We start from the raw sequence: 22,227 nt of genomic DNA, 5'->3' as shown, positions 1-22,227 counted from the left end.
ATTATTTTATTCTGCTGCCGCTTTTTTAGTGGCTTTTTTTGTCGCAGGTTTTGCCGCTGCCGGTTTTGCCTTTACGACGCCTTTGAGTAAATTTGCGAGTTCATCTTTATTAGACGCAAGATAAAATGCAAGTTTCTCAACACTATTTTCGTCAATTTTTAACTCAGCGCTAGTAATAAAAGGAACTAAGTTATCTGCAATGTCGAGCATTTTGTCATAGGCATCGGCTTCTTTTTTAGATGTGAACGTCATCTTTTCCACCCCTTCTCTGACCACGACAAACTTTGTAATTACCGCCATGATTAACCTCTTACTGTTTTTATATACAGTGCATAGAGTGTCATAGAACTAACTTCTGATGCAAGTATTCTGATTATTCTGGTATTATCTCATTTCATTGTAACTCGAATCCGGACAGATAAACTCAGATTGAGCTCATATTTAAGGCAATATAGCCGTTAAAACATGTCTCAAATTGCATCAGGAGTTAGCTGCTCACATTTACTAAATGGATGGTTTTAGTTTTTATATGCCAAAAAGTTTAGATCAAGACACCATTATATTGTGCCGTTCTTGTGATTTAGCTGTACAACGTCGTGCTCTGCCCTCTAATGTTCGGGCATTATGTCCTCGTTGTCACACGGCACTTTACGACGTACCCTATTGCTCGGTTAATGGCATGCTTGCTTTATGTATTGCCGCTATACTTTTTTATATCCCAGCCAACTTTCTACCTGTTTTAGAAATTCATTTTTTAGGCAGTATTAGGGCAACGACCGTTTATGAGAGTGCTGTTGCGGTTTGGGTACAAGGTTATTGGATTGTGGCAGTTGCAGTTATTGCTGCAGCAGTGATTGCCCCTGGGCTATTAATCTTGTCGATATTGTTACAAATCATAATTGTTAAGCGCCGCCTGCATTCTGACTTTTGGCAACAAACCTATCGCAGATTACTAAAAAACCATGGGCTACTTTCACAACTATCAATGCTAGAAATTTATGTAATTTCATTCTTAGTGGCTGCATTTAATTTATCGGATTTTTCAGATATTTATCTAGGCATGGGCACATTTTGTTTTGGAATGCTATTTCTGGTGATTTTATTTTTACAGCGTGAATACAATTTAGAACATATGTGGAGAATGGTTCATGAAGAATAATTCGACACAAACGACTGAAAGCAATTTAGCTGAAACTCATCTGACAGAGAACCTTTTGCCCAAAGAGCATGCTTTTAACACTGCTAAGCAAGGCAAAGAAATTGGCATGACACTTTGTGGTACCTGTCGTAATATTAATGCCATTTCAGATGCACGATGCAGTCGCTGTTACTCAAAAATACAACCCAGAAATGAACAAAGTTTACAGCAGAGTTGGGCGTTACTCATCACTGCTGCCATATTATTAATACCTGCCAATATTTATCCCATCACAATGCTGACTAACCAAGGCAAAGTGACATATGACACTATTTTTACTGGTATTGTACATCTGGTGCATTCAGATATGATCCCAATTGCTATTATTGTGTTTACAGCCAGTATATTAGTGCCTTGGTTAAAGATTGCGGGCTTAGCCATTTACTTAACCGCAATAAGTTTCAATTTACCTATTTCTAAAAAGAAGCTCATGGTTGGTTTCCATATCATCGAGTGGATTGGACGATGGTCTATGCTTGATTTATTCGTTATTGCGCTAACTGTTGCTGTAGTGAATATGGGACAACTTCTTGATGCAAAACCTGCACCTGCCGCTACAGCGTTCGCGCTAGTCATACTATTGACTCAATTAGCTGCAAAGGTACTTGATACACGTTTACTTTGGGATCGCTTGGAAAAAAACAATGACACGAATTGAATCACCAAAAGTCGTTAAAAAGAAACTCTTCTCACCTATTTGGTTACTGCCTATTGTGGCACTTGCTCTAGGCGCTTGGCTTGGAGTTAAAAGTATCAAAGAATCAGGAATCGAAATACAAGTTCATTTCCCAAGTGCTATTGGCATCGATATCGGAAAAACCCTTGTCAAATACCAAGGATTAACAGTTGGTAAAGTAACAGATATTAGCCTTGATAAAGATTTATCAGGGGTGAATGTTAAAATCGTCATGGATTATCGTTCGGACCCGTTCCTTAATAAAAACACGCTCTTTTGGTTAGTCACACCTAAAGCCAGCATTACTGGAATTGAAGGTTTAGATACGTTATTTTCAGGAAATTACATTGCGATTGAGCCTGGAGACGGTAGTTCTACTTCTGAATTTATTGCTTCAACCGAAGCGCCTTCAATGATCCCAAATGAAGAAGAAGGTATTGTTGTAAAACTGACCACCCCGACTTTAGGCTCTCTTGATGTGGGCTCATTGGTTTTTTATCGCCAAGTCCCTGTTGGTAAAGTTGTTAATTATCGCTTAATCGATAGCAACACTATTATTATCAGCACCTTTATCGAGCAGCAATATGCACACCTAGTTAACCAGGATTCACAATTTTGGAATGTCTCAGGTCTTAAAATCGATGCGTCACTATCGGGAATCAAAGTTAACACAGAGAGTCTCGCGTCTTTACTAGCAGGAGGTATCAGCTTTAATTCTGATACTAAAGCTGCCAAGGCCGTTACAGGAGACAACTACGTTTTATATCCAGATGAAGAAAGTGCTGTCAAAGGTGTTGAATTTGTTTTAACAGCCGATAATGCAGATGATATAAGTCAAGGCTCAGCCATCGTATATCGCGGTATCGAAGTAGGTAAAATTCACCAAACTAAACTTACCGAAAACGGGGTTAAATTTTTAGCCAAGTTTGATAGTCAATATCAACAGCTACTTAATGCTGATAGCCAGTTTTGGGTAGCCGGCGCAGAAATATCAATGGACGGTGTAAAGCATGCAAGTCGCTTATTAACGGGTAGCGTGGTTAATGTCTTACCTGGAGTTGCTGAAACCACTTTACCGGCTCAATTCACATTACAAAATCAAGCTCCTGACCTCCTTAGCGGTGATAAGCTTCATATCAAACTTACTACAGAAGAACATAGCGGATTAACAGAAGGCGCTGAAGTAAGATACAAACAAATGCCAATTGGTGAAGTAACTCAAGTGACCTTCTCTCATGATTTTAGTGGTGTTGAGTATAGAGTTGAAATATTGCCCGAATTTCAAAGTCTATTAACCACTGACAGCCACTTTGTTTCTGAGTCTGCTCTAACTATAGATGCGTCATTAGATGGCGTTACTGTCACAACTCGTGATTTAAATACCATTGTCGCGGGTGCTGTATCTCTGGTCAGAGGAAAAACCAAAGCATCAGTTAGACCTAATAGCCAATATGCACTTTATAACTCCACTGAGCATGCCCTTGAGTCTATAAATCAACATAAACTAACCACAATGTCACTTGAGAGTATTGATGGTGCAGGTTTATCTGCAGGCTCACCGGTTTATTACAAAAAAATGCAAATTGGCTCCGTTAAAGCAGTCGACTGGGAAAGCAAAACTGATCAATTTTCAATTACTTTATCTATCCAACATAAATTTAACCAACTAGTCCGTGACAATAGCGTTTTTTGGCGTAATGACGCAGCGACCATTGATGCAAGTTTATCTGGAGTTGAAGTCAATATTGCCCCGCTTGAAGGCGCACTAAAAGGCAGCATCAGCCTAGGCTTACTCAATGAAGATCAAATAGGCAATCAACAGCGTTTGTATGACTCAAAAGAATTAGCCCTTAAACAAGCTAAAACCATTACCCTTATCTTACCGGCAGAGGCTAAAGTGGCTTCTAAAGCCGCTATTCGATATCAAGGTCATCAAATCGGTGTTGTTCAACAAGTAAAGCTCAATCAGGATCTTGATAGCTTGACGGCATCGGCTTACCTCTACGGTGAATATGCGGATCATTTTACACAAACTGATACTGAGTTCTTTGTTGTTGATGCTCAAATATCATTAGCAGGGATTAAAGCACCAGAAACCTTAATCACAGGTCCATATATTGGTGTATTACCAGGTAAGCAAACTGAAGCAACTGATTCATTTGAAGCGCATTTATCAGCAAGATATGATGCAGACATAGACGAAGACGCAGTCACGCTAATTTTAGAAGACAAGCAATTAGGTTCAATTAAAGTGGGCACACCGATATTTTTCAGGGGGATATCTATTGGCCAAGTTGATGGTTACTCGTTATCAGATAGCGGCAATAAAGTCTTAATGTACTCCCACATTGAAAAGCAATACACGCACCTTGTTAATAAATCGAGCCGATTCTGGGATGCATCTGGCATCAAATTGGAAGTAGGTATTTTCTCTGGTGCGCAAATCGAAACAGGCTCTTTAGAAACCTTACTATCAGGTGGTATTTCGGTAGTTACTGAAGATGTGACAACTGATGTGAACGCTTTGTCATCAGGTGCTAGCTTTAGTCTTTATAATAAGATGAAAGAAGAATGGCGCAGATGGCAACCTGAGCAAGTTAAACAATAAGTAAAAAGTTAGGTAATCACTAATCTATTAAATCAATAAAGAGAATCAGTGAATAAAAAAGTCGGCTTATGCCGACTTTTTTATTGTTACGGATAATTAAAGATTCAACCATAAAACCAGTAACACACTCCAATAGCAGCCATAATACCACCGACATCGGCAGCTAAACCACACCCTAAAGCATGACGACTATTTCTAATGCCAACCGAACCAAAATACACCGCTAAGACATAGAATGTAGTCTCGGTACTACCCTGAAAGATTGCAGATAAACGTCCAGCGAATGAATCAACGCCGTGATGGTCCATTGTTTCAAGCATCATAGCTCTGGCGCCTGAGCCGCTAAACGGCTTCATCAAGGCTGTAGGCATAGCTTCAACAAACCGATTATCAAAGCCAAATAACAACACTAGATTAGATAAGCCCTGCAAAGCGTAATCTAACGCACCTGATGCCCTTAATAGTCCAATAGCCAATAGCATTGCAAGCAAATATGGAATAAGCATTATGGCTTGCGAAAACCCGCCTTTAGCGCCTTCAACAAATTCGTCGTATATTGCTACCTTTCGATAACCTGCAGTCAGAATAAAGCTCAAAATGAGCACCATTAATATACCATTGCCTAAGGTTGTCGATAAAGTGCCAATAGCCTCTGCTGATAATGTCATCAAATAAAAAACGCTGGCAATTAATACGCTAATTAACGTCGCGCCATAAGCAAGAACAACACCATTGAATAAGGAAATTCGCTGCACAATAGCAACAATCGTCAGGCCCACTAATGTTGATGCGACTGTGGCAAGTAGAATAGGCAAAAAGACATCAGCAGGTGCAGCAGCGCCCTGTTGAGCCCGATACAAAAACACAGTGACAGGAACTAAAGTAACAGAAGAAGTATTGAGTACTAAGAATAAAATTTGCGCATTAGTCGCTACAGTTTTTTCTGGATTAAGACTTTGAAGATCTTGCATCGCCTTTAAGCCCAATGGCGTCGCGGCGTTATCGAGGCCGAGCATATTAGCAGTTAAATTCATCGACATACTACCGTATGCAGGATGCCCACTTGGCACATCAGGCATTAGCTTTGATAACAAAGGTTCAAATAAACGAGCGAAAACACCTACAACACCGGCCTTTTCCCCCACCTGCATTAACCCCATCCACAGCGCTAACACGCCAATAAGACCAATAGAAATTTCAGCCGCGAGTTTTGCGCTGCTAAATACGGCATTGACCGAATCACTTAAGACTTCAACATGACCATTAAACAACTGCACAACGATAGCTATCGCAGCTGTAAGGAAAAAGAATAACCACACTCTATTCAGCACTTAATACTCCATCATTATCGACCGACGCTGATCGCGTTTTTGTTTAGCTTTTGTAGTACGGGAAACCTAAGCTTTATTAATGCATGATATAATCTATTTCATTATTACACAGTTGTTTTATAGAAATTTTTTACTATGGCTCAAATTAACCCTGATTACCTGACACACATTGCGGCAGAACTTCCTGAACATCTTGATATGGATGAGTTTATCTCAGCCTGTCAACGTCCATTAAGAAAATCAATTCGCGTAAATACACTAAAAATATCGGTGGCAGATTTTAAACTAATCATGCAATCCAAAGGTTGGGAGTTTGAGCCTATCCCATGGTGCAATGAAGGTTTTTGGGTTATCCATGATGAAAAGCAACAACCAGGAAATAGTGTTGAGCATATTCAGGGACTGTTCTACATTCAGGAAGCCAGCTCAATGCTGCCTCCAGAAGCATTATTCGATGATTTTAATACTACAGATATAGACAACCAGTCAATTGTATTAGATGTTGCCTCAGCGCCAGGTTCAAAAACCACTCAACTTGCTGCATTAATGCAAAACCAAGGCTTATTAATTGCCAACGAATACTCAGCAAGCCGCGTAAAAATTTTACATGCCAATGTCCAGCGCATGGGCATTCGCCAAACAGCATTAACCCATTTTGATGGTAAGGTATTTGGTGAATACCTCTATGAGAAGTTTGATGCGATTTTACTTGATGCCCCTTGTGGTGGCGAAGGCACTGTGCGAAAAGATGTTAATGCACTAAAAAACTGGCAACTGGATGATGTTACCGACATTGCTGAAACGCAAAAGCAGTTGATTGAATCTGCTTTCTTAGCGCTAAAACCTGGTGGTTCACTGGTTTACTCAACCTGTACGTTAAGTCAGATTGAAAACCAACAAATATGTCATTTTATTCAGCAACAATATCCTGACTCAGTAGAATTTTTACCACTAAACCATTTATTCAAAAATGCAGAAAAAGCCTGTACACCAGAGGGATTCTTGCATGTTTGGCCGCAGATATTTGATAGTGAAGGGTTCTTTGTCGCTAAAATTAGAAAGACTGTGTCGGTTCCAAGATTAAAAAAATGCCCTAAACAGCAGCGAAACTTTCCTTTTGTCTCAGCTAAAGCGAAACAAACTGAAGAAATCGCTGAGTATTTAGCTAAGTCATTTAATATTCACTTACCGCAGCAATTTGATGTGATGACCCGTGATGATGAATACTGGTTATTCCCAGCCCAATTTAGTCAATTTATTGGATTAATGCGTTTTCAGCGTATTGGGTTCAAACTCGCAGACGTGCTCAAAAAAGGCTTTAAAGTTAAACATGAAGCCATCATTGCCTTAAGTGACTTTGTTAGTAACCAAGATAGAGTTATTGAGTTAAATCGTTCGCAAGCAGTTGAATTTTTAATGGGCCGTGATATTCCAACCAGTGATATTGAGGGATTAGATACCACACCCGCAGGTGAAATGATCGTTAGCTTTCATCACAAACCACTTGGCGTAGTAAAGCACTTGGGACATCGTCTTAAAAATAATTTACCAAGGGAATTGGTTAAAGATAAAATTGAAACGATTTAATTGTTGAAATAATAAAGCAGTTAAAAGTAACGAGTCAGATATTATCTGAATAGTTTAATTGACTCTAATTCAATTAATTTACTGTATTTTTCAGTCAGTATTGTATCTAACAAAAGCTATTTATTCGTTTAACAACCAATTTTAGTGTATTAATTGTGCAAATTTTAAATAGGCAACTATAATTTGTGCAGACGATTTATTTTCGAGAATAAAGTAGTTTTAAAGCTTTATTCTCGTTCATGTTTACTGAGAATAGCCTCTCAACAGTAGCGCAGGGCTCTTTTTAATAAGAGCCATTCCCCTAGACCCAGAACAATTGGATAGTTTTGGGTCTTTTTTTGTCTTATCAAAAGGAATAAACGACTTTATACGTCACTAGCGACCAATCAGTTTGGCTGCATCTGTGAATAGATTAAAGAAGTTCTCAGATGTGTAATCCGCTAAATCTTGATACTTTTCACCGCGAAGCTCAGCAACAAATTCCGCTACATCACGGACGTAAGCAGGTTGATTTTCTTTACCACGATGAGGAACTGGCGCTAAATAAGGCGAGTCAGTTTCTACCAGTAATCTATCTTGAGGCACTTGACGAATAACGCTACGCAGTTCACCAGCATTCTTAAATGTCACAATACCGGATACAGAAATATAAAAACCCAAATCAATTGCGGCTTTAGCCATTTCCCAGTTTTCAGTGAAGCAATGCAGTACACCACCTACTTTGTCAGCATTGCCCGCTTTTAACATGGCAATGGTATCTTCACGTGCATCACGAGTGTGGACGATTAGGGGTTTATTCACCTCAACAGCTAATGAAATTTGCTGTTCAAAGCACTGCTGTTGAAGGTTTTTCGTTTCTGGGGCATAAAAATAATCTAGCCCAGTTTCACCAATAGCAACCACTTTACGGTCGGTAGCGAACTGTTTAATTTCATCGACATTTAGGCCATCTTGGACATCAAGCGGGTGAACACCAGAGGAAAGGAATACATTATCAAATTGCGCCATCTTTTCACGCATAGATTCGAAACCTTGCTGGCGCACATTGACGCACAGCAGGTAATCTACACCGCGGGATTTAGCACCATCAACAATGGCTTGCAAACTAGATTGGTCAGGTGCCGCTTTTAAACGGTCTAAGTGGCAATGTGAATCAATTAACATGAGAATTCTATCAAAAGCTAAAATAAGCCAGCAAGAATACCTAGCTACATAGTACAGGTCAAATCACTTGAAGAAAGTTCACTTGAGAGTAATTTTTCAATGTGATGCTTATGACTTTCCGGATCAGTTTTAATTTTTACCCCAATCCCAGCAGGTCGACCACCTGAAGCCCCTAATGGGTTAATCCAAACTACCACGCCTTTAAAGTCGGTCATTTGCATAGTGCCGGGTAACTTGTACGAAATCGACAGCTCTTGTCCCAAAAAATGGCTTTCGGTTGTCGAGATAAATAAACCCGCAGGTTTAATAAACGGCATATAAGCTCTGTACAATTGGTGCAGAGTATCAAAATTTACAACAAGATCGGTCATAATCTCAGTCTATTATTTAAGATGAATAAGTTGTCTAAATTCGAGTATATAATCCTGACATAAAGCAGGTGCATTGATACTCGCCATAGTTGCTAGTCGTTGGCACATTTGTGCCACTTTCGAAGACAAACCAATAATGTTACTCACAGCTAATGCATCTAGCTCTTTACTTTTTAACACATATTGTCTTAAGTACAAATATAAAACATTAAGTGCATCAACAATTTGATGCTCAGAAACTTTATTTAAACTGCCGCTCAAGTGGCCTGATTTAATACTTAACGCCCAATCTGTTCGAAACTGTATCAGCTGCTGATAGTGATTACTGCCAAGGCTCTCAGCTAACTTTAAAGGCCCGCCTATCATACTCAAACACCAAGTGACATCATGTGGCTTTTCGCCAGCACTTACAGAAGGCAGCAACTGATTCGCTTGTAACCATTGATAAACTTGCTTTCTGTCGGGACCATGAAAAGCCACTTGCTGGCAACGACTTTTAATTGTCGCAAGTAATCTAGAAGGCACATCAGTCTGCAAAATGATTAAGATATTATTGCCTGGTTCTTCTAAGGTTTTAAGTAATGCATTGGCTGACGCTAAATTAAACTGCTCACAATTAAAAATAATAGCAACTCGTTGGCCACCTTGCTGAGCCGTTACGGTAAGCTTTTGACATAAATCACGGATCTGGTCGACCTTAATCTGTGTTCCATCAGCTTTAATTTGATGACAATCAGGGTGAGTGCCGGCCTTAAAAAGTAAGCAACTCTTACAATGCCCACACGCACCCACTGGTGTTAATGCAGTGCACATAGCCGCTTCAGCCATCTCATTTGCTAAAATATGTCCACCTAGCCCCTGATCAATACTGACCAGTTGCGCATGGGCACTATGCCCACAGCTCCGCTCTTTAACAAAGCGCTCAAATGGTGCATCTAACCAAGGTAGCTGTTGTAAACTGAATGCTTGCATTATCTGCTTGCCTTATTAAACATTCTTGACATGTTTTAGCTTAACCTAGCTGTTAATTCACGAGTGATTTGCGCATGAACTTGCTCAATCGTCTGACTAGCATCAATCACAATGATGGTGTCATCTTCAGCCGCAAAAGATAGAAATGTTGTTCTAGCTCGTTCAAAAAATTCAATTTTTTGAATTTCAATTCTGTCTAATTCTCCACGACTGGCAGCTCTTGCAAGGCCTAATTGTGGGTCAATATCCAAGTACAGAGTCAAATCAGGCTTAAAGCCTTTCAAGGTAATATCACTAATTGATTTAACTAAAGGCATAAGCCCTCGACCACCGCCTTGGTAAGCTAATGAAGATAAATTATGACGGTCACCTAATACCCAAGTCCCTTTGGCTAACGCTGGTTTAATCACATTAGCAATTAGCTGCGCTCTTGCAGCATAAAAAAGTAAACATTCAGCTTCATCACAAAGAGGATCCGTTTCATCAGCAACTTTGACTAAATCCCGCATTTTTTCAGCAAGCGGTGTACCGCCAGGCTCACGAGTACATACAGGTTCTTGATGGCTATGCTGAGTGATGATTTTTTTTACCAGTTCAATCGCGCTAGATTTACCTGCGCCTTCTAGTCCTTCAATAACGATAAACTTTGCTTGCTCTTGGGTCATTTTCTATTTCTCTGGTATTCGTTTACTGCGCGGTTATGCTGCGCTAGCGTCTCTGAAAACACGTGGCTGCCATCATTACGTGAGACAAAATATAAATAGTTTACATCTGCAGGTTTTGCCGCAGCAAAAATCGCTGCTTTACTTGGCGCAGCAATGGGCGTTGGCGGTAAACCGTTAATGCGGTAGGTATTAAATGCAGTATGTTCACGTAAATCACTGCGGGTAATATTGCCCTTATATCGCTCTCCCATACCGTAAATGACGGTAGGATCGGTCTGTAAACGCATCCCCAGTTTCAAGCGATTATTAAATACAGCGGCAACCCAATCTCTTTCAGATGGTTTACCCGTTTCCTTTTCAATAATCGACGCTATGGTCAGTAATTCATACGGCGTTTTTAATTTAAGATCTGGGTCTCGTTCATTCCAAGCTGCTGCAAGTGTTTTTTGCATCATTTGGTAACTACGCTCTAAAATCGACTCAAGTGAATCACTTGCTTGGTATTGGTAAGTCTCTGGGAAAAACTTGCCTTCAGGTAGCCCAGAGTCATCACCATTTTTGACCAAAATACGATTAAACACATCTTCATCAAAACTCAAGTGCGGTAAATCAACCAACGACTCATGCCACTCTTTAATTGTCTTACCCTCAATTAAGGTGACTGAAAAAGTCATTTCATCGCCACGATTAAGCTTGGTAAGTAAACTGTCGATGCTATCACCTGGAGTGATTTGATATAGCCCAGTTCGAATATGTGCATATTCAGGATTAATTTTAACAAGGTATTTGAGTTTCCAACTATCAGAAATAATCTGTTTAGATTCTAACTCTGCCCCAAGTTTGGTGACATTCATGCCTTGTGCGATTGTCAATTCAGTGGGTTCATCAATTGTTAACACCTGATTTGGGTAAGCAATAATTTGCTGGTAGCCCCAAAAGCCAATGACACAAGCGACTGTTGTTAATGTCATTAACGATGTAAGAATAATTGTAATGGTTTTTTTCATATTTTTTTAATAAAAACCTTAGTATAAAAGTTTAAGCTGAGTTAATAAGTTATGGGTCATTCCCCAAGGTTTATAGTGATGCTTAGAGCTTAAATTGGCATTAATCGTGCCTAAATTTATGTGATTGATATTCACCATACCTAATAAACTATTACTGATAAATACATGGTCTGCATTTTGTAAGTCACTTAAGGTCACTGTTTGCGCCAATACTTCAATATTGTTCTTTAATAACGCATCAATTATTTGTTCACGCATAACACCTGAAACGCCACTATGCGACATGGTAGGAGTGATAACTTGATTACCTTTGACTATGAAGACATTGGCCATGGAGGATTCTATAACATGGTCATCAGTGTCTAACACTAGCCAATCATCGACCCCTTGCGGAAGCGCTTGTTGCTTTATCAAGACCTGCTCAAGACGGTTGAGGTGCTTCATTCCCGCTAATAATGGCTGCTTAGCTAATGCCACTGGAGAAAGCGCTAAAGCAATACCATTGGTTTGCCACTGGGCATATATTGCAGGTAATTCATGTAATGAAATGACTTCACAAACTTCTGGTGATTCAGGAGCTGTATAACCTCGACCGCCAACACCTCGGCTTAACAGTAGTTTAATGCAGCCATGTGTGAGTGTTTGAGCATGGAGGCTTAGTCGATGAATTAATGAGGTTGTATCTTGAATATTAAAACCTAAACGATGACAAGCTTGCTGCAATCTATCTAAATGCTCATTCAAAAATAAAATCTGACCTTGAGCAACGCGCATAGTCGCAAACGCACCATCGCCATAGGCAAGCCCTCTATCAAGCGCTTGAACCGTATTTTCAGATTGTCCATTCACAAATACCGAAACCATGATTTCCCTGTCTTAAGGTGTTGTAAAACTTGTCTATTATTTTAGCCAGACTTATCTAATTTAACTAACTATTTATACTAATAAGTTAAGTTCAATAATCGCTGCGATTAGCAAGCATTGCAAAATAGCGATTTAAAGATAATGGCAAGAGTGAATGTAAGAGCTGGAAACACTGATACCAGAGTGGTCTCAGTTAAGAATTAGGCTCCACAGTAATGAAGCCTTTATCTAGCAAATCTGAGATCACATCCTTGTTATCTTAAGATTATCTTGCTAACAGATGTTGGATCCTTGCTTTGAGGATATCTGTTGCAATACGGTTTTTACCACCGCGAGGGACAATAATATCAGCGTGCTGCTTTGACGGTTCAATGAACTGTAAGAACATTGGACGAACAGTAGCTTTATACTGAGCAATCACTGATTCCATAGTACGCCCGCGCTCAGCTACATCACGAGTCAAACGACGTAAGAAACAAATATCCAGCGGTGTATCCATGAATACACTCGCATCCATAAGTTCACGTAATTTAGGATCAGTTAACAGTAAAATACCTTCTAAGATAATGACCTTTTTAGGCTGCATATCCAGAGTCTTACTCATGCGAGTATGCTCTTTGTAGCTATAACAAGGAATATTTACCTGCTCACCCTTCTTTAATTGCTTAAGGTGTTCAGCTAATAGTTGATGATCCAGTGCTTTAGGATGATCATAATTCGTTTTAACACGGTCTTCCATTGTCATATGACTTTGGTCACGGTAATAAGCGTCTTCATTAATCACACCGATTTGATCGGTGCCCAGGTCGCGCTTTAGTTCTTCAAAAATCGTTTGGGCAATTAAACTTTTGCCTGATGCTGAAGCACCTGCGATACCAATAATGACACATTGCTGAGAATTCATTACTTAACCTTACTCGTCGTCTGAAATACTGATTGAAACTGTGTTTTTGTTTTGCTGCTTGGCAAGTTGAGCACCCACTTTACGGGCAATTTCACGATAAATAGCAGCAACTTCTGAATCTGGCTTACTGGCAACCGCAGGGTTACCTTCATCCATTGACTCACGAATATTAATATTAAGCGGCAATGCGCCCAATAATGGCACTTCATAACGTTCTGCAATCTTACTGCCGCCATGGGTACCAAAAGGATGTTCTTTATGACCACATTCAGGACATAAATGAAAACTCATGTTTTCGATGATACCTAAAACTGGAATATCCACTTTTTGGAACATGGTGATGCCTTTTTTAGCATCTTCAAGTGCGATATCTTGTGGCGTTGTAACAACAACCGTGCCACTGACTGGAAACTTTTGTGACAGTGTTAATTGTATGTCACCAGTTCCTGGTGGCAAATCAATCACTAAATAATCTAATTCTGGCCACTGAGTTTCAGTTAATAACTGGTTCAATGCACCTGCTGCCATTGGACCGCGCCAAACAGCGGCTTCACCATCGCCTAGCATAAAGCCAATTGATTGAGCTGAAATGCCATGTGCAGAAGCTGCAGTCATCATTTTGCCATCTGGTGATGTAGGTTTAAAACCTTGAAGCCCCAACATCATTGGGATTGATGGGCCATAAATATCAGCATCTAAAATACCGACTTCAGCGCCTTCTGCTTTTAATGCCAACGCAAGGTTGACAGCTGTTGTAGATTTACCGACACCACCTTTACCAGAAGCCACAGCAATCACTTGCTTGATATTTGGAATAGGTTCTACTGAAGCAATGGCTGAAAATACGCGAGGCTGGAAATCAATTTCGCATTCGACTTCGTCGATGGCGTCTAACACGGCGAGCTTTTTTGTCACATCCATAACCGTATCGCGATATTGCGTCATACAAGGGTAAGGATATACCAAGCCAAGAAGCAGTCGTTTGCCTTCTATCGCAAGCTTATTAACACAACCTGCAGACACTAACCCTTCGGCTAAATATGGATCTTGATATGCATCTAAAATACTCAATACTGGACCAAGAAGGTCATCACTTAATTGATAATCTGTATGCGAAGTAGACAAAAGCAGAACTCCCAGCGAAAAATTTGCCCAAGTGTACCAGAATTAGAGAAAAATGAGCGCTAATTTAGCCGTTTTTGTTGTTGTTTGATGAAATAATCACTTTGATCGGTTAGTATCTTGACCATATATTTAGTGTAATCGATTGTTGAGACAAAATGACAAATTCACAACGTAAAATCCTGGTGACAAGTGCCCTCCCATATGCCAATGGTCCTATCCATTTAGGTCATATGCTTGAGTATATTCAAACTGATATTTGGTCTCGTTACCAAAAGCTTCGTGGACATGAATGTCACTATATTTGTGCTGATGATGCCCATGGCACACCAATCATGCTCAAAGCTCAACAAATGGGTATAACCCCAGAAGAAATGATTGCTCAAGTACAAAAAGAACATGAACAAGATTTCGCGGATTTTAATATTCAATTTGATAACTTTCATAGTACTCACAGTGATGAAAACCGTGAACTAGCCAGTGATATCTATTTAAAATTACGCGATGGCGGTTACATTAAGACCAAAACTATCTCGCAATTATATGATCCTGAAAAAGAAATGTTTTTACCGGATCGTTTCGTTAAAGGCACCTGCCCTAAATGTAAAAGCGAAGATCAATACGGTGATAACTGTGACAACTGCGGTGCAACTTACAGCACAACAGATTTAATCAATCCTTACTCTGTTGTATCAGGTGCAACCCCAGTCATGAAAGACAGTGAACACTTCTTTTTTGACCTACCTGCATTTGAAACAATGCTAGGTGAGTGGTTATCTTCAGGCTCACTGCAACCTGAAATTGCTAACAAATTAAGAGAATGGTTCGATCAAGGTTTACAACAGTGGGATATCTCACGTGATGCGCCTTATTTCGGTTTCGAAATCCCTGACCAACCAGGTAAATTTTTCTATGTATGGTTAGATGCACCTATCGGTTACATGGGCTCGTTTAAAAACTTATGTGATAAACGTGACGACCTTGATTTCGATGAATTTTGGAAAAAAGATTCTACAACAGAGCTTTATCACTTTATTGGTAAAGACATTGTTAACTTCCACGGCTTATTCTGGCCAGCCATGCTAGACGGTGCAGGAGTACGTAAACCTACAAGTGTATTCGCTCATGGTTACGTCACAGTCAATGGCGCCAAAATGTCTAAATCAAAAGGCACGTTCATCAAAGCACGTACTTATTTAGATAACCTAGATCCTGAATACTTGCGTTATTACTATGCCGCTAAGTTAAACAGTCGTGTTGATGACTTAGATTTAAATCTTGAAGACTTTGCACAGCGCGTTAACTCAGATTTAGTTGGTAAATTAGTTAACCTTGCATCACGTACCGCCGGCTTCATTAGCAAACGTTTTGAGGGTAAATTAGCTAAAATTAACGACAGCACGTTAATTGACACTTTCTTAGCGAAACAAGACACCATTGCAGAACTATACGAAACACGTGAGTTCGGTAAAGCCATGCGTGAAATTATGGCTCTAGCTGATTTGGCTAATGCCTATGTCGCCGATGCTGCGCCTTGGCAATTAATTAAAGATGAAGCTAAGCAAGAAGAAGCTCATCAAGTATGCAGTAATGCGCTTAACTTGTTCCGCATTCTAGTAACTTACCTTAAACCTGTGCTACCTCAACTTGCACTGAAAGTTGAAAGCTTCCTACAATTGACTCTCACTTGGGACAATTTAAGCCAAGATTTAGCGGGGCATGAGATTGCGAAGTTCAAAGCATTAATGCAGCGCATTGAGATGAAAAGCATTGAAGCAATTATCGAAGCATCAACTGAAAACCTGCAAGTAGCTGAAATAGCCGCACCTAAAGTTGAAGAAGTCCAAACAGAGCTTGAAAAAGAGCCTTTGGCACCTGAAATCACTTTTGATGATTTTGCTAAAATTGATTTACGTATAGCATTAATTGCTAAAGCTGAACATATCGAAAAAGCCAACAAGCTGCTTCGTTTAGAGCTAGATTTAGGCGGAAAAACCAAACAAGTATTTGCCGGCATTAAATCTGCTTATGCGCCTGAAGACTTAATTGGCAAGCACACCGTTATGGTCGCTAACCTTGCACCGCGTAAAATGAAGTTTGGTGAGTCAGAAGGAATGGTATTAGCCGCTGGCCCTGGTGGTAAAGATATCTGGATTTTAGAACCACATGCTGGCGCAAAGCCTGGAATGCGAGTCATGTAATTGGTGAAATCACCATTACATTATTAATAAAAAAGCCGTCATATGACGGCTTTTTTAGGTCTTAAATAAGTCTTTATTAAGACATCAACTTACTCTCTGAGTGAGTGATTTCGTTATCATGAGTTTGACCACACTCATCTTTGTCAGGATCACATGGGGTTTCTTGAGCGAAGCGTTGGCTTTTATAAGCTTCTGTATCTGCTTCAATCGCTTGTCTTAAGCGCTCTTCATATTCAATAAATAAATTAATGAAATCACCGCCAAACTTTTCGCCATCAGAGCGGCCCTGCCACTCATTATAAAGTACTTCAGCAGCTTCACTTTCAACTCGCATATAAGTGTGCTTTTGCTTTCCAACAAGTTCCTCTGAGAAACCCATGGCTTTCATTGATTCAGCGCCAACCTTAAGGGCTGAGCGGAAAGTTTCAGACTCTACATAGTCAGCCCCAGCTTGGCGGAGTAAATGTCCGTGCCCACGGTCGAACGCGCGACTAATGACTTTTAACTTAGGGTATTTGTGTTTGAGATGTTTAACTAGCTCAACACTACTTTGAGGGTTGTCTATCGCCACAACAAATACAGATGCAGTTGCAACACCAGCTGTTTCCAATAAATCCGGACGTGTCGCATCACCATAATAAGCTTTCGTATTAATTTTGCGTAGGTTATCAACTTGAGTTGCTTGGTGATCAAGAACCACCGTTTTAACGCCATTGGACAACAAAAGCCGATTAACAATCTGCCCAAAACGGCCAATACCCGCGATGATAACTGTCCCCTGATCATCCACTTCATCTTGCTCACGATCATTTGAAGTTTGCTGGTATTTAGGCAATATGACTTTCTCATAAAAAATGAATAAACCTGGGGTCAAGAACATCGATAATGCCACCACTATCGAGAGCGGCTGAGCAACTTCGGCAGAAATGACATGATTTTGTTGGCTAAAACTCAATAATACAAACCCAAACTCGCCAGCCTGAGCCAAACTTAAGGTGTATAGCCATCTATCACTGCCTTTAATCTTAAACATAAAGCTTAATAGCAATAAAACCAATGCTTTAACTATCATTACTGCAGCTGTCATTCCTAAAATCACACTTAGGTAATCCCACAGGATTTCAAAATCAATCCCAGCACCTACAGTGATAAAGAATAGCCCCAACAATAAACCTTTGAATGGACCAATGTGGGTTTCTAACTCATGCTTAAATTCGCTATTTGCTAGCACTACGCCAGCTAAAAAAGTACCTAATGCTGGAGAAACACCGACTAAACTCATTAATGTCGCAATACTAATAACCAGTAGTAATGCTGCGGCAGTAGATATTTCTCGGACACCTGAATCTGCAATAAACCTAAACACAGGCCGACTTAAATAATGGCCACCAAACACTACAAGTCCTATCGATAGGACTAACACCAAAGCGTATAAACCGCCATGTAAATCAGCAACCAAGGACAGCTCTTCATGATGCTCTGCAGCAACGGCAACAGACGCTTGTGCTGCCTCCACTAATTCTGGCAGTGCTAACAGCGGTATTAATGCCAACATGGGGATCACGGCGATATCTTGAAACAGTAATACGCCAAAAGCATTTTTGCCCGCTGTTGTTTTGGTAAGCCCCTTCTCATTCAAGGTTTGCAGCACAATCGCAGTAGAGGATAATGAAAAGATTAAGCCAATAGTTAGGGCCACAGTCCACTGCATTTCAAACATCAATGCAATAGCCATCACTATCCCTGCCGAAAGCCCAACCTGCAAGCCGCCCATCCCAATTAAACGATGTCTCATTGACCAGAGCATTTTAGGCTCAAGCTCTAAACCAACGAGAAACAACATCATCACAACACCAAATTCGGCAAAATGCTGAATAGTATTAGTTTCGCTGCCCACAAGCCCTACAATAGGACCAATAACAACGCCAGCAATCAAATACCCAAGCACTGAACCTAACCCCATTCTCTGGGCTATTGGAACTGCGATAACCGCTGCGGAAAGATAAATAAATGCTTGAAGAAAATACTCTGTCATGATGCGCTTCCCTATTAGCTAATGATAGCTATGGCCAAATGATAACTTTTAGCTACTAATAATTATGAGCTGATGACAACGATAAATTAATGTAGTTATGACTTAGTGATAACTACACAGGATTCACAATGTCGATAAAGTGATGTTTTACACCAAACTCCTGAGCCAGATGCTCACCTAATGCTTGAATACCAAATTGTTCAGTAGCGTGATGGCCTGCCGCAAAATAATGGATGTTTTGTTCCATAGCGCAATGGTAAGTGCGCTCAGACACTTCACCACTTATAAATGCATCTACGCCTAATAATGCCGCGTGATCAATATAATCTTGCGCTCCACCTGTACACCAAGCTAATGATGAAATGAGTTTTTGCTTATCACCTATATGAAGCGGCTCTTTATTAAGTTTATCTGATAACAAAGCACACATTTGATCTGCAGTTAATGGCTTAGGTAACTTCCCTTGCCATAGCAAACTCTGGGGAATGTCAGCACAGACTTCAACGTCATTTAAACCCAGTTTATTAGCAAGTTCAGCATTATTACCTAATGTAAGATGCGCATCTAATGGTAAATGATAGCCGAATAAATTAATGTCGTGGGTCATTAAAGCTTTAATTCGATTGTATTTCATTCCTGTTATGACTTCAGGTTCACTTTTCCAAAAAAAACCATGGTGCACTAAAATTGCATCGGCATTTAACGCCGCGGCTTGTTCAATTAATGCTTGGCATGCAGTAACGCCTGTTACGATGGTTTTAATCTGTTCTGTGCCCTGCACTTGAAGACCATTTGGTGCATAGTCTTTAAATTGGTTTACATTAAGAAAATCATTTAGATATTTAGATAATTGTTGGCGAGATACAGACGTTAATGACATAAAACTAATCCTAAAAATTTTGATATTAACAGTGTAACGCAGTCCAATACTTATTGAAAAACCCTTGTTAAGATTGATTATTTGCTAGGCTATTTTTGCTTTAATTGGACTTTTGGGTGCATTAAACACTAAAATTAGGCTTAAGGGATGTTGAAAACATTAAATAAACTATTCATTAAAGAAAAATAGGTCTCAAAATGTCTAACTTGACTAAAGAAGCGCTTATCGCCGAATTAAAAGCTGCTCTTGAAAAGCAAACTTCAAAAACTGTTGAAATTGAACAGAAAGGCAGTTGGTATAAAATTGATGGCGGCAAGTCTTTACGCTTTAGCGATCTTGAGCAAATGCACCTTGAAGCTACTCAAGGCAAACCAGCAGATAAAGCTCCTGCGGCTAAAAAGGAAGTTGCTAAAAAAGACGTTGCGAAAAAGCCTGCTGCAATACCTGCAGCCAAGAAGGCCGTAGCTAAAAAGTCAGTTGCTAAGAAAGCGAATGCTTCAGGTGGTAAAACACCGAAAGAATTATGGCGTGAAAAATTAGCAAATGCGGGTAAGAATACTCTGCCACGCGGTTTCTAATATTCGCTAAATCTATAAAAACTAAAAAGGAGCCTCTGGCTCCTTTTTTATTATCGCATTTGTTTACTTGTTAAAGCTTTTAGCGCAAGAGCAAACTACATTGCAATATCAACTCTGACATAACCTTTAAGGTAAACCACTCTGACTTCATCGCCAGCAACAAATGTCATACCAGGATCTAAGTCTTGAATGACCATCACTTGGGTTCCATCATCTAAATTTATCATCATTTCAATCAGCTGATATTCGAGAGTTCGAGTTGAATTACCATATCGATTTGCCGCAGCACCACCTAGTAAAGCTCCCAATACTGTTGCGACATCTTGACCAGAACCGCCACCAAATTGGTGACCTACAACACCGCCGATTAATGCCCCGCCAAAGGTTTTCCAACCAAGATTACGATCTTCAACTAATTGAGTTTCAGTGACATGTTTGATGGACTCGACTTGACCGTATACAACCTTCTCAACTGGGACGGCTTGATTTCTGTCATAAGCTGCCAAGGTAGAAGTGCTAACAATGGACATAAATAACGCAAAAAGCGCACTAAATCTTATCGCTGAGCTGTTTGTGAGTTTCAACATAGACAAAATTCCGCTAACGTAGGCATTAAGGTTTAGTCAATAATATACTTAATTTGAACTCACTGTCTTATTTAAATCATCTTCCGCATTTTCCAGATCCCAAACAAGCACTCGATGATCCTAATGGGTTACTTGCAGTCGGAGGTGACTTATCGCCACATCGTTTAGTTGAAGCATACTATCAAGGGATTTTTCCTTGGTTTAATGATGACGACCCTATTCTATGGTGGTCGCCTGACCCTAGAGCTATTTTTACGCCAAAAGCTCAGCCACTTAATAAAAGCATGAAAAAATATCTACGTAAGACACAGTGGCGTTATACCATTAATCATGCCTTTGCTGATGTTATCAGAGCATGTTCAGAGCCTAGACTCACCCAACAAGAGACTTGGATTTCAACTAATATTCAAGAAGCTTACATTCAGCTCCATTTATTGGGCAAAGCTCATTCAATCGAAGTTTGGGATGGTAATCAGCTTATTGGTGGTTTGTACGGTATTGCTGTTGGGAGTGTGTTTTGTGGTGAGTCTATGTTCCATCGTCAAACTAACGCATCAAAAGCTGCTTTTGCCATACTCAACCAGCATATCGTCAAACACGGTTTTAAATTGATCGATGCACAAATTATGAATCCACACTTAGAAAACTTGGGGGCTCAAGCATGTCCTCGAGAAGATTTTTTATCTTCTTTGAAGCAATTACGTAATCAAGTTATCGATAATAAGGCTTGGGTAGCACAAGAGGTTTGTTTTGAGTTCTAGAAGTATCAGTGTGGGTATTAGCCACCCTTTTGATTGTAACTACATCGAAGGGTTAAAAGAGCAGCTGCTTATCATTCAAGAGTCTCAACTTGATAGTGCATTGTTTGAGCAATTGCTCGGCATGGGTTTTAGACGTAACGGCAACTCGATATATAAACCACGTTGCCCTAGTTGCTCTGCGTGCCAATCCATTCGAGTTGTCGTGCCAGAATTTAAAATATCTAAAAGGCAAAAGCGTACACTTAAAAATAATCAAGATTTACATTGGAAAGTGACCCATGAGGTCACAGATGCCCATTACACATTATACGAAAAATACATCATTGGTCGTCATTCAGATGGACCTATGTATCCACCCAGTGAAAATCAATATAAGGATTTTTTATTGTGTGACTGGCTAAAACCCACGTATATCGAAGTGTACCAAGAAGATAAATTAATTGGGGTCGCCGTCACTGACGTTATGAATAGCAGCCTATCTGCGATTTACAGCTACTTTGACCCCGACTACGCTAAACGCTCACTTGGGGTTTATATGATCTTATTACAATGTGAATTAGCCCAGCAGCTAGGCAAGCAATTTCTGTATTTAGGTTATCAAATTGATGAAAACAGAAAAATGAATTACAAACGTTTATATCGCCCTTATCAAATATTAACGGCAAATGGATGGCAACATATTGAAAAAGAACCCACGCTATAGTGTTTCAATCCTT

Annotated in this window: 21 protein-coding genes; 8 read left to right on the top strand and 13 right to left on the bottom strand. The window is 39.9% G+C overall.

Translation table 11 applies throughout. The annotated features are described in order from the left end of the window. Positions 1 to 6 precede the first annotated feature (6 nt). Entirely contained in the window at positions 7 to 300 is a 294-nt protein-coding gene (locus K5Q58_RS14850; protein ID WP_220754697.1) for a YebG family protein, read from the bottom strand. Between the two features lie 229 nt (positions 301 to 529). Here K5Q58_RS14850 and K5Q58_RS14845 point away from each other — a divergent pair, with 229 nt between their 5' ends. The 3 genes from K5Q58_RS14845 to K5Q58_RS14835 all read left to right on the top strand — a co-directional run bounded on the left by K5Q58_RS14845 (position 530) and on the right by K5Q58_RS14835 (position 4,482). Beyond that, positions 530 to 1,159: a paraquat-inducible protein A gene (locus K5Q58_RS14845; RefSeq protein ID WP_220754696.1), complete on the top strand. Its 630-nt coding sequence runs from the start codon at positions 530 to 532 to the stop codon at positions 1,157 to 1,159. Between the two features lie 106 nt (positions 1,160 to 1,265). Further along, positions 1,266 to 1,856: a paraquat-inducible protein A gene (locus K5Q58_RS14840; RefSeq protein ID WP_259651353.1), complete on the top strand. Its 591-nt coding sequence runs from the start codon at positions 1,266 to 1,268 to the stop codon at positions 1,854 to 1,856. After that, positions 1,843 to 4,482, top strand: coding sequence for an MlaD family protein (locus K5Q58_RS14835; protein WP_220754694.1), 2,640 nt, complete (start codon positions 1,843 to 1,845; stop codon positions 4,480 to 4,482). Before K5Q58_RS14840 ends, K5Q58_RS14835 begins: the two co-directional genes overlap by 14 nt. A gap of 104 nt (positions 4,483 to 4,586) precedes the next feature. Here K5Q58_RS14835 and K5Q58_RS14830 read toward each other — a convergent pair whose 3' ends face one another. Continuing rightward, positions 4,587 to 5,813, bottom strand: a complete 1,227-nt coding sequence (locus K5Q58_RS14830) for a nucleoside recognition domain-containing protein (protein ID WP_220754693.1) — start codon at positions 5,811 to 5,813, stop codon at positions 4,587 to 4,589. Between the two features lie 135 nt (positions 5,814 to 5,948). Here K5Q58_RS14830 and rsmF point away from each other — a divergent pair, with 135 nt between their 5' ends. Further along, positions 5,949 to 7,400 (top strand): 16S rRNA (cytosine(1407)-C(5))-methyltransferase RsmF, encoded by a 1,452-nt coding sequence (gene rsmF / locus K5Q58_RS14825; RefSeq protein ID WP_220754692.1) that lies wholly within the window; start codon positions 5,949 to 5,951, stop codon positions 7,398 to 7,400. Positions 7,401 to 7,775: 375 nt separating this feature from the next. Here the strand turns inward: rsmF and K5Q58_RS14820 are convergent, their stop codons facing one another. From K5Q58_RS14820 to apbC, 8 genes are all read right to left on the bottom strand, one after another. Beyond that, complete coding sequence (locus K5Q58_RS14820) at positions 7,776 to 8,564, bottom strand: TatD family hydrolase (RefSeq protein WP_220754691.1); 789 nt, start codon at positions 8,562 to 8,564, stop codon at positions 7,776 to 7,778. Between the two features lie 44 nt (positions 8,565 to 8,608). Then, entirely contained in the window at positions 8,609 to 8,935 is a 327-nt protein-coding gene (locus tag K5Q58_RS14815) for a PilZ domain-containing protein (RefSeq protein WP_220754690.1), read from the bottom strand. A 12-nt stretch (positions 8,936 to 8,947) separates the two neighbouring features. Beyond that, positions 8,948 to 9,907 (bottom strand): DNA polymerase III subunit delta', encoded by a 960-nt coding sequence (gene holB / locus K5Q58_RS14810; protein ID WP_220754689.1) that lies wholly within the window; start codon positions 9,905 to 9,907, stop codon positions 8,948 to 8,950. 35 nt (positions 9,908 to 9,942) lie between these two features. Continuing rightward, the gene (tmk, locus tag K5Q58_RS14805; RefSeq protein WP_220754688.1) at positions 9,943 to 10,572 is read right to left on the bottom strand and encodes a dTMP kinase; all 630 of its coding nucleotides are present in this window, start codon (positions 10,570 to 10,572) and stop codon (positions 9,943 to 9,945) included. Further along, complete coding sequence (gene mltG, locus K5Q58_RS14800) at positions 10,569 to 11,579, bottom strand: endolytic transglycosylase MltG (RefSeq protein WP_220754687.1); 1,011 nt, start codon at positions 11,577 to 11,579, stop codon at positions 10,569 to 10,571. The genes tmk and mltG overlap by 4 nt, the downstream gene beginning before the upstream one ends. A gap of 18 nt (positions 11,580 to 11,597) precedes the next feature. Next, entirely contained in the window at positions 11,598 to 12,443 is an 846-nt protein-coding gene (pabC, locus tag K5Q58_RS14795; RefSeq protein ID WP_220754686.1) for an aminodeoxychorismate lyase, read from the bottom strand. Between the two features lie 265 nt (positions 12,444 to 12,708). Beyond that, positions 12,709 to 13,347 carry a uridine kinase gene (gene udk / locus K5Q58_RS14790; RefSeq protein WP_055024449.1) on the bottom strand — a complete coding sequence of 213 codons (639 nt, stop codon included), beginning with the start codon at positions 13,345 to 13,347 and terminating at the stop codon, positions 12,709 to 12,711. Positions 13,348 to 13,356: 9 nt separating this feature from the next. Continuing rightward, positions 13,357 to 14,472, bottom strand: a complete 1,116-nt coding sequence (gene apbC / locus K5Q58_RS14785; protein WP_055024448.1) for an iron-sulfur cluster carrier protein ApbC — start codon at positions 14,470 to 14,472, stop codon at positions 13,357 to 13,359. Positions 14,473 to 14,627: 155 nt separating this feature from the next. Between apbC and metG the strand changes: the two genes are divergently transcribed. After that, positions 14,628 to 16,670, top strand: a complete 2,043-nt coding sequence (gene metG, locus K5Q58_RS14780; RefSeq protein ID WP_220754685.1) for a methionine--tRNA ligase — start codon at positions 14,628 to 14,630, stop codon at positions 16,668 to 16,670. Positions 16,671 to 16,746: 76 nt separating this feature from the next. Here the strand turns inward: metG and K5Q58_RS14775 are convergent, their stop codons facing one another. Together K5Q58_RS14775 and K5Q58_RS14770 are read right to left on the bottom strand one after the other, a co-directional pair. Next, on the bottom strand, positions 16,747 to 18,705 hold the full coding sequence (locus K5Q58_RS14775; protein ID WP_220754684.1) for a monovalent cation:proton antiporter-2 (CPA2) family protein: 1,959 nt from the start codon (positions 18,703 to 18,705) through the stop codon (positions 16,747 to 16,749). Between the two features lie 112 nt (positions 18,706 to 18,817). Next, entirely contained in the window at positions 18,818 to 19,585 is a 768-nt protein-coding gene (locus tag K5Q58_RS14770; protein ID WP_220754683.1) for a Nif3-like dinuclear metal center hexameric protein, read from the bottom strand. Between the two features lie 197 nt (positions 19,586 to 19,782). Here K5Q58_RS14770 and K5Q58_RS14765 point away from each other — a divergent pair, with 197 nt between their 5' ends. Next, the gene (locus K5Q58_RS14765; protein WP_220754682.1) at positions 19,783 to 20,163 is read left to right on the top strand and encodes a hypothetical protein; all 381 of its coding nucleotides are present in this window, start codon (positions 19,783 to 19,785) and stop codon (positions 20,161 to 20,163) included. Positions 20,164 to 20,258: 95 nt separating this feature from the next. On the opposite strand, the gene K5Q58_RS14760 is transcribed toward K5Q58_RS14765, so the two are convergent. Beyond that, the gene (locus K5Q58_RS14760) at positions 20,259 to 20,750 is read right to left on the bottom strand and encodes a glycine zipper 2TM domain-containing protein (protein ID WP_220754681.1); all 492 of its coding nucleotides are present in this window, start codon (positions 20,748 to 20,750) and stop codon (positions 20,259 to 20,261) included. Positions 20,751 to 20,803: 53 nt separating this feature from the next. Here K5Q58_RS14760 and aat point away from each other — a divergent pair, with 53 nt between their 5' ends. After that, entirely contained in the window at positions 20,804 to 21,511 is a 708-nt protein-coding gene (aat, locus tag K5Q58_RS14755) for a leucyl/phenylalanyl-tRNA--protein transferase (RefSeq protein WP_220754680.1), read from the top strand. Continuing rightward, a complete protein-coding gene (locus tag K5Q58_RS14750) occupies positions 21,501 to 22,214 on the top strand; it encodes an arginyltransferase (RefSeq protein ID WP_220754679.1) in 714 nt (237 codons plus the stop codon). Before aat ends, K5Q58_RS14750 begins: the two co-directional genes overlap by 11 nt. The last annotated feature ends 13 nt before the right edge of the window (positions 22,215 to 22,227 follow it).

It is taken from the genome of Shewanella sp. KT0246 (assembly GCF_019654955.1).
In the GTDB taxonomy this organism is placed as follows: domain Bacteria; phylum Pseudomonadota; class Gammaproteobacteria; order Enterobacterales; family Shewanellaceae; genus Shewanella; species Shewanella goraebulensis.
The sequence above is the reverse complement of the archived record's forward strand: the minus strand, read 5'-3'. Positions and strand labels throughout refer to the sequence as shown.

Excerpts from the sequence above, each read along its gene's own strand:
- K5Q58_RS14850 (WP_220754697.1), bottom strand. The coding sequence starts at position 300 with ATGGCGGTAATTACAAAGTTTGTCGTGGTCAGAGAAGGGGTGGAAAAG.
- K5Q58_RS14845 (WP_220754696.1), top strand. The coding sequence starts at position 530 with ATGCCAAAAAGTTTAGATCAAGACACCATTATATTGTGCCGTTCTTGT.
- K5Q58_RS14840 (WP_259651353.1), top strand. The coding sequence starts at position 1,266 with ATGACACTTTGTGGTACCTGTCGTAATATTAATGCCATTTCAGATGCA.
- K5Q58_RS14835 (WP_220754694.1), top strand. The coding sequence starts at position 1,843 with ATGACACGAATTGAATCACCAAAAGTCGTTAAAAAGAAACTCTTCTCA.
- rsmF (WP_220754692.1), top strand. The coding sequence starts at position 5,949 with ATGGCTCAAATTAACCCTGATTACCTGACACACATTGCGGCAGAACTT.
- K5Q58_RS14820 (WP_220754691.1), bottom strand. The coding sequence starts at position 8,564 with ATGTTAATTGATTCACATTGCCACTTAGACCGTTTAAAAGCGGCACCT.
- K5Q58_RS14815 (WP_220754690.1), bottom strand. The coding sequence starts at position 8,935 with ATGACCGATCTTGTTGTAAATTTTGATACTCTGCACCAATTGTACAGA.
- holB (WP_220754689.1), bottom strand. The coding sequence starts at position 9,907 with ATGCAAGCATTCAGTTTACAACAGCTACCTTGGTTAGATGCACCATTT.
- tmk (WP_220754688.1), bottom strand. The coding sequence starts at position 10,572 with ATGACCCAAGAGCAAGCAAAGTTTATCGTTATTGAAGGACTAGAAGGC.
- mltG (WP_220754687.1), bottom strand. The coding sequence starts at position 11,579 with ATGAAAAAAACCATTACAATTATTCTTACATCGTTAATGACATTAACA.
- pabC (WP_220754686.1), bottom strand. The coding sequence starts at position 12,443 with ATGGTTTCGGTATTTGTGAATGGACAATCTGAAAATACGGTTCAAGCG.
- udk (WP_055024449.1), bottom strand. The coding sequence starts at position 13,347 with ATGAATTCTCAGCAATGTGTCATTATTGGTATCGCAGGTGCTTCAGCA.
- metG (WP_220754685.1), top strand. The coding sequence starts at position 14,628 with ATGACAAATTCACAACGTAAAATCCTGGTGACAAGTGCCCTCCCATAT.
- K5Q58_RS14775 (WP_220754684.1), bottom strand. The coding sequence starts at position 18,705 with ATGACAGAGTATTTTCTTCAAGCATTTATTTATCTTTCCGCAGCGGTT.
- K5Q58_RS14770 (WP_220754683.1), bottom strand. The coding sequence starts at position 19,585 with ATGTCATTAACGTCTGTATCTCGCCAACAATTATCTAAATATCTAAAT.
- K5Q58_RS14765 (WP_220754682.1), top strand. The coding sequence starts at position 19,783 with ATGTCTAACTTGACTAAAGAAGCGCTTATCGCCGAATTAAAAGCTGCT.
- K5Q58_RS14760 (WP_220754681.1), bottom strand. The coding sequence starts at position 20,750 with ATGTTGAAACTCACAAACAGCTCAGCGATAAGATTTAGTGCGCTTTTT.